The 10,552-nt window shown below is 72.6% G+C and carries 11 protein-coding genes; 5 read left to right on the top strand and 6 right to left on the bottom strand.

All coding sequences use genetic code 11. From position 1 onward, the window contains the following. The first annotated feature begins 1 nt into the window (after position 1). The 3 genes from ACOJUF_RS09665 (at position 2) to ACOJUF_RS09655 (ending at position 2,432) form a co-directional block, all read left to right on the top strand. On the top strand, positions 2–1,081 hold the full coding sequence (locus ACOJUF_RS09665; protein ID WP_420121645.1) for an inositol-3-phosphate synthase: 1,080 nt from the start codon (positions 2–4) through the stop codon (positions 1,079–1,081). Positions 1,082–1,280: 199 nt separating this feature from the next. After that, the gene (locus tag ACOJUF_RS09660; protein WP_420121644.1) at positions 1,281–1,781 is read left to right on the top strand and encodes a hypothetical protein; all 501 of its coding nucleotides are present in this window, start codon (positions 1,281–1,283) and stop codon (positions 1,779–1,781) included. Positions 1,782–1,910: 129 nt separating this feature from the next. Continuing rightward, entirely contained in the window at positions 1,911–2,432 is a 522-nt protein-coding gene (locus ACOJUF_RS09655) for a hypothetical protein (RefSeq protein WP_420121643.1), read from the top strand. 124 nt (positions 2,433–2,556) lie between these two features. Here ACOJUF_RS09655 and ACOJUF_RS09650 read toward each other — a convergent pair whose 3' ends face one another. The 5 genes from ACOJUF_RS09650 to ACOJUF_RS09630 form a co-directional block, all read right to left on the bottom strand. Next, the gene (locus tag ACOJUF_RS09650) at positions 2,557–3,414 is read right to left on the bottom strand and encodes an alpha/beta fold hydrolase (protein WP_420121642.1); all 858 of its coding nucleotides are present in this window, start codon (positions 3,412–3,414) and stop codon (positions 2,557–2,559) included. Further along, complete coding sequence (locus ACOJUF_RS09645; RefSeq protein WP_420121641.1) at positions 3,411–3,989, bottom strand: hypothetical protein; 579 nt, start codon at positions 3,987–3,989, stop codon at positions 3,411–3,413. Before ACOJUF_RS09645 ends, ACOJUF_RS09650 begins: the two co-directional genes overlap by 4 nt. 1 nt (position 3,990) lies before the next feature. Continuing rightward, a complete protein-coding gene (locus ACOJUF_RS09640) occupies positions 3,991–5,136 on the bottom strand; it encodes a lactonase family protein (protein WP_420121640.1) in 1,146 nt (381 codons plus the stop codon). A 95-nt stretch (positions 5,137–5,231) separates the two neighbouring features. Beyond that, entirely contained in the window at positions 5,232–8,141 is a 2,910-nt protein-coding gene (gene leuS / locus ACOJUF_RS09635) for a leucine--tRNA ligase (RefSeq protein WP_420121639.1), read from the bottom strand. Positions 8,142–8,339: 198 nt separating this feature from the next. Beyond that, entirely contained in the window at positions 8,340–8,729 is a 390-nt protein-coding gene (locus tag ACOJUF_RS09630; RefSeq protein WP_420121638.1) for a hypothetical protein, read from the bottom strand. Positions 8,730–8,984: 255 nt separating this feature from the next. Between ACOJUF_RS09630 and ACOJUF_RS09625 the strand changes: the two genes are divergently transcribed. Both ACOJUF_RS09625 and ACOJUF_RS09620 read left to right on the top strand, forming a co-directional pair. Beyond that, positions 8,985–9,569 carry a DinB family protein gene (locus ACOJUF_RS09625; RefSeq protein WP_420121637.1) on the top strand — a complete coding sequence of 195 codons (585 nt, stop codon included), beginning with the start codon at positions 8,985–8,987 and terminating at the stop codon, positions 9,567–9,569. Positions 9,570–9,697: 128 nt separating this feature from the next. Next, positions 9,698–10,177 (top strand): SdpI family protein, encoded by a 480-nt coding sequence (locus tag ACOJUF_RS09620; protein WP_420121636.1) that lies wholly within the window; start codon positions 9,698–9,700, stop codon positions 10,175–10,177. Positions 10,178–10,350: 173 nt separating this feature from the next. On the opposite strand, the gene ACOJUF_RS09615 is transcribed toward ACOJUF_RS09620, so the two are convergent. After that, positions 10,351–10,552: YqgE/AlgH family protein (locus tag ACOJUF_RS09615; protein ID WP_420121635.1), on the bottom strand; the 202-nt coding region annotated here is incomplete at its 5' end.

The following is a 10,552-nucleotide window of genomic DNA, read 5'->3' as shown; positions in this document are numbered from 1 at the left end:
AGTGAGCACCATCAGAGTGGCCATCGTCGGCGTCGGGAACTGCGCGTCGTCGCTGGTCCAGGGCGTCGAGTACTACAAGGACGCGGACCCGCGGTCGACCGTGCCGGGTCTGATGCACGTCCAGTTCGGCGACTACCACGTCCGCGACCTCGAGTTCGTCGCCGCGTTCGACGTCGACGCCAAGAAGGTCGGCTTCGACCTGTCCGAGGCGATCAACGCCAGCGAGAACAACACCATCAAGATCGCCGACGTGCCGCCGACCGGCGTCACCGTCCAGCGCGGCGTCACCCACGACGGCCTGGGCCGCTACTACCTGGAGACCATCACCGAGTCGCCGGCCGAGCCGGTCGACGTCGTCGCCGCCCTGCGCGAGGCGCAGGTCGACGTGCTGGTCTGCTACCTGCCGGTCGGCTCCGAGGACGCCGTCCGCTTCTACGCCCAGTGCGCCATCGACGCGGGCTGCGCCTTCGTCAACGCGCTGCCGGTGTTCATCGCCAGCACCCCGGAGTGGGCCGAGAAGTTCCGCGCCGCCGGCCTGCCCATCGTCGGCGACGACATCAAGTCGCAGATCGGCGCGACCATCACCCACCGGGTGCTGGCCAAGCTGTTCGAGGACCGCGGCGTCATCCTGGACCGCACCATGCAGCTGAACGTCGGCGGCAACATGGACTTCAAGAACATGCTCGAGCGGGACCGGCTGGAGTCCAAGAAGATCTCCAAGACCCAGGCCGTGACCTCCCAGGTCGACCGGGACATGGGTGCGCGCAACGTGCACATCGGGCCGAGCGACTACGTGCCGTGGCTGGACGACCGCAAGTGGGCCTACGTGCGCCTCGAGGGCCGCGCGTTCGGCGACGCCCCGCTGAACATGGAGTACAAGCTGGAGGTCTGGGACTCCCCGAACTCCGCCGGCGTCATCATCGACGCGGTCCGCGCCGCGAAGATCGCCAAGGACCGCGGCATCGGCGGCCCGATCCTGTCGGCGTCGTCGTACTTCATGAAGTCCCCGCCGGTCCAGTACCCGGACGACCAGGCCCGCGACAACGTGGAGAAGTTCATCACCGGCGAGATCGATTTCTGATCCTGCCTCCGGCCGACGGCCCCGTCCCGCCCTGTGCGGGGCGGGGCCGTCGGCGTTCGGGCTCGGGACCGGCGACGCCGCTCCACCTCAGGGGTCTCAGCTCCTCCTGACGGATCGCCGCGCCACGTCGAACGGTCGCGGCGTGCCCCGGGGTGGCGCCACGTGGTTCCCGTGTCGGGTTGGGGCAGCATGGGGCCCTGTGATCTCGACCCTCGGTGTCGTCAAGGACGGCTATACCTGGCACGAGCCGGTGCGACGGAGGCGGTGGTGGGGCTCGACGCTCAAGCCGGTCACCCACCCGATACTCGATTTCACCATTGACGGCGCGCCGCTTCGTGATCTCGAAGGGACGGTCGAGGAGGCCGGCGGCGGCGAGCGCAGCATCACGATGCTGATCGACGACTTCCCCCACGAAGCGGTCAGCCAGATCGACCACTTGGTGGGCACCACCCCACCGGACGTCAGCGGCGGCCGAGTGGCCCTGCTGATCTGTCCCTGCTTCGACCCGGGTTGCGGTGTTCTCAGCGCGCAGCTGGTGACCGGATCGGGCACCGTGCAATGGCGCGACCTCGGCTGGCAAAGACCGTCCGAGTCTCTGATATTGATTCAGCCGACGACCACCTTCACCTTCGATCGGCGGCAGTACGAGTCCGTACTGCTCGACCTGAGGGCACGGTTCAGCGCCTTGGCGGAGCGATGACGCCCGGCCAGGCCGCAGATCCGCCGGTGCCCTGATGTCTGTGCGCGGAACTGCCGAGGCCGTCGACGTCCCGCGCGACTGTGCCCGGCCGGGCGCGGCGTGCCCCGGGTGTGGGGGAAGACTGTGGCCGTGGATCCCGATCGAGCGTCGGCGCAGCTCGTCGATCTCGGTGTCGCGGAGGTCGAGACGGCCTATCACTACCTGGTGCCGGACGGCCGCCGCGGACCAGGAACACTGCAGCGCGTCACCACCACCGTCCTGGACTGGACCATTGACGGCGCGCCGCTTCGACAGCACCTCACCGACGAGGGCGACGAGGGGCGCGGCTTCGAGCGGGTGACGATGCTGGGGGACGCGCCGGACCAGGCGCTGGAACAGATCGACCGGCTGCTCGGCCGGGACTGGCCCGACGGGGACGACGGCCGCACCGCGCTGCTGGTCTGCGCGGAGTGTGGCTCGCTGGACTGCGGCGCCGTCACCGCGCTCGTCGTCTTTTCCCGGGACACCGTCGAGTGGCGGGACATACGGTTCGAGTACCCGCGGTGCCACGGCCATCCGCCGGAGTCCGAGATCCCGCCCGTGACCTTCGCCTTCGATCGGCACAGGTACACCGCGCTGCTGCTCGGGCTGCGGGCGCTCGACGCGGGGTGATCGGCCCCGCCATGACGATGCCCCGGTTCGCATCCGGCCCCGCGCGGATGAAGTCGTCGACTCCCGTCCCACCCGGCACATTCGGTGCGATTTGATCCGCGCAGGCGAAGATGATCCGCGCGGGTCAGGCCGGCCGGACGGCGGCGGCGACCTGCTGGGGATGGGTCATGGGCAGGCCGTAATGGGATGCGTCGGGCAGGATGCGCGCGGTGATCAGCGGCGATCGGGCGGCGGCCCGCCGGGCCGCGCTGCGGGTCGGGTTGACCCGGCCCCGGCCGGCGAACAGCGCCGTGGTCGGCGCGGTCAGGGCGGTGAACGCCGAGGCCGGCGGGATCCGGGTCGACACGGTCGTGGTGAGCCCGAACGCGTCGGTGCCAAGGGCGGTCAGCGCGAGCCAGTCCTGGTTGAGCGGCACCCCGCGTGTCTCCCACTTGATCAGCCCGGTCCGCCGCTCGCCGGAGGGCCGCATCATCACCGGCGTCGCCCGGAAGATATAGCTCTTCACCAGCGGGGCGAAGCACATCGTCGGGTCGAGCAGGGTCAGCCCGGACACCCGGGCCGGCGCGCCGCCGGACCCGTGCAGCGCCAGATCGAGCGCGATCCACGCCCCGTACGAATGACCGACCAGGTGCGCGGACGACGCGCCCAGCCCGTCCAGCACCCCCACCAGCCAGGCCCGCATCCGCTCCGGGACGTCGATCGGGATGCCGTCGGCGACGCTGCCCCCGGGATCACCGGGCACGTCGATCGCGTGCACGCGGTGGTCGGCGGCCAGGTCGTGGGCCAGCGCGTTCCACTCGAGGCTGGTGGCGCCGTAGGCGGACAGCAGCACCACCGGACGGCCCTGGGCCGGGCCGCACGAGTAGACCCGGGTCAGGCCGAACTCCGAGGGCAGGTCGGCGACCGCGGTGCCGGGTGGCCAGCGCCGCATCGCCTCGTCGTAGGCGGAGCGGAACGCGGCCCGGTCGCGCAACGCGGTCATCCGATCGACACCACGTCGCCGATCCGGACGGTGCCGGCGTTGACCGCGACGGACCGGTAGCCGCGGGCGCCGTGGTCCAGGTCGGCCAGCGCCCGGCGCACGTCCGCGCTCACCACCGGCGAGGGCTCCTGGCGCAGGCAGAACCGGCTGAACTCCACGCACGGGTCGGCCGGCCGGACGTCGTGCAGCTCCAGCGGGCCGTCGGCGGTCGCGATCGTCGCGACCGGCGGCAGGTCGAGCCGGGCCAGCCCGGCCGGCGCGTCCAGCAGCACCGTCTCGCCGGCGATGCCGTCCACCAGGTGCTCGCCGTACCGGGCGCGCAGCGCGACGTAGTCACCGGTCCCCATGAACAGCACGCCGGCCCGGCCGCGCCGGTCGCGCGACTGGGGGTGGTCCTGGTGGTGCACGTCGAGGATCTCCTCGCCGTCCCCGGCCAGCCCGACGACCCCGCGCGGCCCGGCCAGCAGGCGGTCCACCGGCACGATGGCCTCGGGCCCGTAGTGGCGCAACGGCGCCCGGCCCGCCTTGACCGGCCCCCGCTGCACCTGCAACCGGACGATCGGGTAGTCGGCCATGTCAGCTCCGTCCGCCGGCAGGCGCCGTGGGAGTCGTCGGGGATGCCGGGATCGGCAGCACCTGGGTGGGACTGGGCGTGTCGAACCGGCTGCCGGTGGCCCCGAGCTCCCCGGTCTCGGGGTCCAGCCGGAGCACGGTGATCGAGTCGCTCTCCTGGTTGGCCACGTACACCCGGTCGTCGAGCACGGTCAGGTCCCGGGGGTGGTCGCCGCCGCCGGGCACCTCGTCCACCCGGGACAGCCGGTCCTCGGAGACCGCGAAGGAGGTGACGGTGTCCGGGCCGCGGTTGGCCATCACCACGAACCGCCCGTCGGCCGTGCGGCCGATCCCGCTGGGCGCCGCCGGCGACTCGGTCACGTCCGAGGCCGGCCGCACGTCGAGCACGCTCGCGGCGCCGGTGTCGCGGGCGAGGGCGAGCAACGCGATCTCGCCGGTCAGCTCGCCGGCGACGGCCAGCCGGTCGCCCGGCAGGGCGACCAGGTGGCGCGGGCCGAACCCGGTCGGCAGGCCGGACGAACCCAGGGCCGCGAGCCGGCCGGCGACCGGGTCCAGCCGGTACGCCGCGATCAGGTCCGCGCCCAGATCGACCACGAGCACCAGGGTCTGGTCGGCGAAGTACACCATGTGGGCGTGCGGGCCGGCCTGCCGTTCGGCGTGCGGCCCCGACCCCTCGTGCTGGACCAGGTGGGTCAGGTCGCCGATCCGGCCGTCCGGCCGGAGCCGGTGCACGGCCACGCTGCCCGAGGTGTAGTTGGCCGTGATCAGCACCCGGCCGGACGGGTCGACGGCCAGGTGACAGGGATGCGCACCGCCGGTCGTGGCCGACCCGAGGACGCCGAGCCCCCGCCCGCCGGGGGCCAGCCGCAGCGCCCACACCTGCCCGTCGGACTCCTCGCCGGCCGCGTACAGGTGCACCCCGTCCGGGTGCCAGGCCAGGTAGGAGGGGGACTCCGGTCCCCGCTCGGCCTGGCCGGTGGCCCGTTGGGTGTCCCGGTCGGTGGTCGCGGCGCCCGCGATCGGCTCGGTCAGGTCCTGATCGGACAGCAGCTCCCAGCGCCCCGACGCCGGATCGTGCCGGGCGACCTCGATGCGCCGACCTCGGCCGCCGGCGCCGAAGGTGTAGCACCCGATCACGAAGTCGGTCATCGCCCCTCCTGTCCCTGCCCCGACCCGATCCGACCGGGCCGGCCGGTGCCGCGGCCCGTCCCGACCGGCCCGGACCGGACCGGTCGCCCGGTCCGCTACGGAACGATCGAGACCATCTTGCCCGGGACGACGACCACCTTGCGGGGGGTGGCACCGGCCAGCAGTTCGACGATCCGCGGCTCGGCCAGCGCGGCCGCCTCGATGGCGGCCGTCCCGGCCTCCGCGGGAATCGTGATCCGCGCCCGGACCTTGCCCTTGACCTGGATCGGGTACTCCACCTGGTCGGCCACCAGCAACGCCGGATCGGCCTCCGGGAACGGCCCGTGCGCCAGCGACCGGGTGTGGCCCAGCCGCGACCACATCTCCTCCGCGATGTGCGGGGCCAGCGGCGCGGTCATCAGGACCAGGGCCTCGGCGACCGACCGCGGCACCGGGGTGCCCGACTTGGTCAGAGGGTTGGTCAGCACGATCAGCTTGGCGATCGCGGTGTTGTACCCCATCGTCGCGTAGTCGGTGCGGACGCCGTCGATGGTCGCGTGCAGCAGGCGCAGCGTCTCCGGGTCGGGTTCGCCGTCGCCGACGACCGTCTCCCCGGTGGTCTCCGAGACGACCAGGCGCCACAGCCGCTGCAGGTACCGCTGGGACCCGACCACGTCCCGGGTCTGCCAGGGCCGGGACATGTCCATCGGGCCCATGCCCATCTCGTACATCCGGAACGTGTCCGCGCCGAACCGCTCGCACATCTCGTCCGGGGTGACGACGTTGTTCAGGGACTTCCCCATTTTCCCGTACTCGCGGGTGACCGGCCTGCCCTGGTACTCGAACTTCTCCGGCGCCACCTCCACCACCTCATCGGCGGGGACGTACAGCCCCCGCTCGTCGGTGTAGGCGTACGCCTGGATGTACCCCTGGTTGAACAGGCGCCGGTACGGCTCCTCGCTGGATACGTGGCCCAGATCGAACAGCACCTTGTGCCAGAACCGGGAGTACAGCAGGTGCAGCACGGCATGCTCGACGCCACCGACGTACAGGTCGACCCCGCCCGGGTCGTTCGGCCGGGAGGGATCCTTGCCCATCCAGTACCGCTCGACCCCGGGGTCACAGAACGCCTGCGCGTTCGTCGGGTCCAGGTATCGCAGCTCGTACCAGCAGGAGCCGGCCCACTGCGGCATCACGTTCAGCTCGCGGGTGTAGGTCTTGCGCCCGTCACCCAGGTCCAGCTCGACGGTGGACCACTCGGTCGCCCGGGCCAGCGGCGGCACCGGCTGCGAGGTGGCGTCCTGCGGGTCGAAGGACTGCGGCGAATAGTCCGAGACCTCCGGCAGGGTCAGCGGCAGCTGATCGTCCGGCAGCGCGATGGCCACGCCGTGCTCGTCGTACACGATGGGGAACGGCTCGCCCCAGTAACGCTGCCGCGAGAACAGCCAGTCCCGCAGCTTGTACTGGGTGCGGGCCTGCCCGACGCCCTTGGCCACCAGCCAGTCGATCATGGCCGCCTTGGCCGCGACGACGTCCAGCCCGTTCAGGTCGATCTCGTCGTTGGCGCTGTTGATGGTCGGGCCCTCGCCCGTGTACGCCTGATCCTCCGGGTGGTCCGCCGGTGGCTGGACCGTGCGCACGATCGGCAGCCCGAACGCGGTGGCGAACTCGAAGTCGCGCGTGTCCTCGGCCGGCACCGCCATGATCGCGCCGGTTCCGTATCCCATCAGGACGTAGTCGGCGATGAAGATGGGCAGCCGGCGGCTGGGGTCGACCGGATTGGCCGCGAACGCACCGGTGAAGACCCCGGTCTTGTCCTTGCTCTCCTGGCGGTCCAGATCGGACTTGCGGGACGCGGCCAGCCGGTACTGCTCGACCGCCTGCGCCGGCGTCCCGGCCCCACCGGTCCACCGCTCGTCGGTGCCCTCCGGCCACTGGGCCGCGGTGATCGACCCGACCAGCGGGTGTTCGGGGGCCAGCACCATGTACGTGGCCCCGAACAGCGTGTCGGGCCGTGTGGTATAGACGACGATCTCGTGGGATCCGTTGCCGGGCACCGTTTCACGTGAAGCATCGACGACCGTGAAGGAGATGGTCGCGCCGGACGACCGGCCGATCCAGTTGCGCTGCATGGAACGCACCGACTCGGGCCAGTCCAGCCGGTCCAGGTCGTCCAGCAGCCGGTCGGCGTACGCGGTGATCCGCATCATCCACTGGCGCAGGTTGCGCCGGAAGACGGGGTAGTTGCCGATCGCGCTGCGCCCGTCGGCGGTGACCTCCTCGTTGGACAGCACGGTGCCCAGGCCGGGACACCAGTTCACCGGAGCCTCGTCGATGTAGGCCAGCCGGTGTCCGGCCAGCACCCGGTGCTGCTCGACGTACCCCAGTTCGGCCCACGGCCGGCCGTCGGGCGTCGCCCGGGTGCCGGCGGCGAACTCGTCGATCAGGTCCTGGATGGGCCGGGCGCGGCGGGCCTCCGGGTCGTACCAGGCCTCGAACAGCTGGGTGAAGATCCACTGCGTCCAGCGGAAGAACTCGGGGTCGGTGGTGGCCACGCTGCGCCGCTGGTCGTGCGCGAAACCCAGCCGGCGCAGCTGCGCCCGGTACCGGGCGATGTTGGCCTCGGTCGTCGTCCGCGGGTGGGTGCCCGTGCGGACGGCGTACTGCTCGGCGGGCAGGCCGAACGCGTCGTAACCGATGGTGTGCAGCACGTTGCGCCCGGTCATCCGCATGAAGCGGCCGATCACGTCGGTGCCGATGTAGCCCAGCGGGTGCCCGACGTGCAGGCCGGCGCCGGACGGGTACGGGAACATGTCCAGCAGGTACAGCTTGTCCGCCGGCACCGGGGCGCCGTCGGCCGGGGCCAGCGGGCCGCTCGGGTTGGGCGCCTCGAAGGTGCCATCGGCCTCCCACCGGTCCTGCCAGCGGGCCTCGATCTCGTTCGCCAGCGCCGCCGTGTACCGGAACGGCGGAGCCGAGTCCTCGCCGGTCGGGTCGGCGACCCCGGTCGCGCTCTGCGTCGTCATGCCGTCTGCTCCTGCTTTCTCGCCCGTGCGGGCCCTGCCTGTGCCGGTCTCCGGTGCTGGTCGCACAAAAAATCCCTCCTGCGGAACAGGAGGGATCGCCGCGCTCGCCGGACCGTTCGGGTCGATCCGATCAGCGCGGCCGGACAAGAAGCAGGGCCACCGCCATGGGCCGCAGTGTACTCCGCCGCCCCCGCCCGCTCACCCGCTCCGCGTCGCGGTGACGGCCCCGAAGTAGCGGACGGTCGGCGGGGCCACCAGCAGGCCCAGCAGCAGGACGGCCAGGACCAGCCCGATCGAGTTGGCCACCACGGTCGTTCCGTGGTCGTCGTAGAGGATCACCGACAGGTTGCCGACGACGCCGATCACCGCGACCGCGAGGGCGACCAGCCGGGCCCACCGGTGGCCCGCCCACAGATACCCGGCGGTCACCGCGTACCCCAGGATCAGGACGGCCGGCGCGGTGACGGCCACGGTCCGGTCGTCCTGCGGGGCGGCGACCGCGACCACTGCTGCGACGACCGCCACCAGGACCTGGATCACGACGACCAGGACGGCCAGGACGACCGTCACGGGACGGGGAGCGGTCATGGCGGATCCTTCCGGCCGGCGCACTGCGTGACGAATGGTGATCGGAAAGTAAGCGCCCGCCGACGCTCCCGACCTCGTCCCACCCGGGTGATCCCGGCCCGGGGCCGACTGTCGGTGGTCGGTGGCACGCTGCACCCGTACCGAAACGCCGGCGCCTTACGACCCGGACCGACCCAGACCGACCCGGACCGACTGAGACCGAGAGAACCGAGAGAACCGAGAGAACCGAGAAGAGTCCGACCCGAAGGAGGAACGGTGAGCGCACCCGTACCGCAGCCCAACTGGGGCGCCCTGCTGGCCGCCCAGCTGTCGTGGCACTGGGAGGCGCAGGCCCGGCCTCGCCTGACCGGCCTGACCGACGACGAGTACTTCTTCGAGCCGGTGCCCGGCGCCTGGTCGGTCCGCCCGGCCGGCGCGCGCGCCCCGACCACGCTGGTGGGCACCGGCCCGATGCGGGTCGATTTCGAGGTCGACCCGGCCGATCCGGCGCCGGTGACGACGATCGCCTGGCGGCTGAGCCACCTGGTCGTCGGCGTCTTCGGCGACCGCAACGCCCGCTACTTCGGCGGCCCGCCGATGGACTACCTCTCGTACGCCTATCCGCCGGACGCGGCCGGTGCCCTGGCCGACCTGGACGACGGTTACGCCCGCTGGCTGGCCGGGATCACCGCGCTGGGTCCGGCCGAGCTGGCCGCCAACTGCCGGGAACCGGGGTTCGAGTCGGAGTCGATGGCAGCGCTGATCCTGCACATCCACCGCGAGGCGATCCACCACCTCGGCGAGATCGCCCTGCTCCGTGATCTGTGGGCGCACGGACTGCGGTCGGTGCCGACCGGCTGACTCCCGGGTCCGGGTCCGGTGGGGGCAGCCCGGCGTACTCCCGGGTCGGCCGGCGGGCGGCCCGGCGCAGCCCCGGGTCGGAGCCGGGCAGTCCGGTCGGCGCGGTCGGCCGGAATAGGATGGTCGGCGTGTCGACCGCGTCCCTGGCCCTGACCATCCCGCTGGCCGTCGTGCTGCTGCTGCCGGCCGCCCTGTCCGGCCTCGTCGGCCTGCGCGGGCGCGCCGGGGCGTTGACCCGGGACGGGCGGATGGGCGTCCGCACCCCGGCCAGCCTGGCCAGTGACGAGGCCTTCGCCGTCGCCAACCGGGTGGCCGCCCCGGTCGCGCTGGGCGCCGCGGCCGTCGCCGCGGTGATCGCGGTGCTGATCCTGGTGCTGCCGATCTCCGCCGTCGTGGCCGTCATCCTGTTCCTGGTCGGCCTCGCCGCGGTCTTCGCCCTCCTGCTCGTGGCCGGCACCCTGGGCGACCGGGCCGCCCGGCACGTTCCGCTGCCGGCCCGCAGGCCCGGCTCGGACGGCGGCGCCGGATGCGGCGGGTGCGGCTGTGGGGGCGGCGGCTGCAGCAAGCTCACCCGCAGCACCCAGCCGGCGGCCGATCCCGCCTCCTGACGGCCCGCGCCCAACCGCTCGCCCACTCGGCCGACCCACTCGGCCGGCCGCTCAGCCCGCCCGCTCGGCCCGCCCACGCCGGTCGGCCGGGCGGGCGGACCGCCCTGGAGCACGGTGCGGGGGCACCTCGGTGGCCGAGTTCCGCGGCCGCCGCCGAGCACCGCGGCATTCCGTTAGTTCCGGCTGGGGTCGTCGGGGTGGTAGGCGAGCAGGGACATCGGGTACGGCTGACGCCGCAGCACGCTGAACCACAGGTCGGTCCGCGGCCCGGCCAGCACGTCGTCCGGCAGCCCCGGAACGACGTACCAGGACCCTTCGACGATCTCGTCGACAAGCTGGTCGGCGTCCCAGCCCGCCCGGCCGGCGTAGATCCGG

It is taken from the genome of Nakamurella sp. (genome assembly GCF_048594475.1).
Classification (GTDB): domain Bacteria; phylum Actinomycetota; class Actinomycetes; order Mycobacteriales; family Nakamurellaceae; genus Nakamurella.
This window is presented reverse-complemented; position numbering and strand designations above follow the sequence as displayed.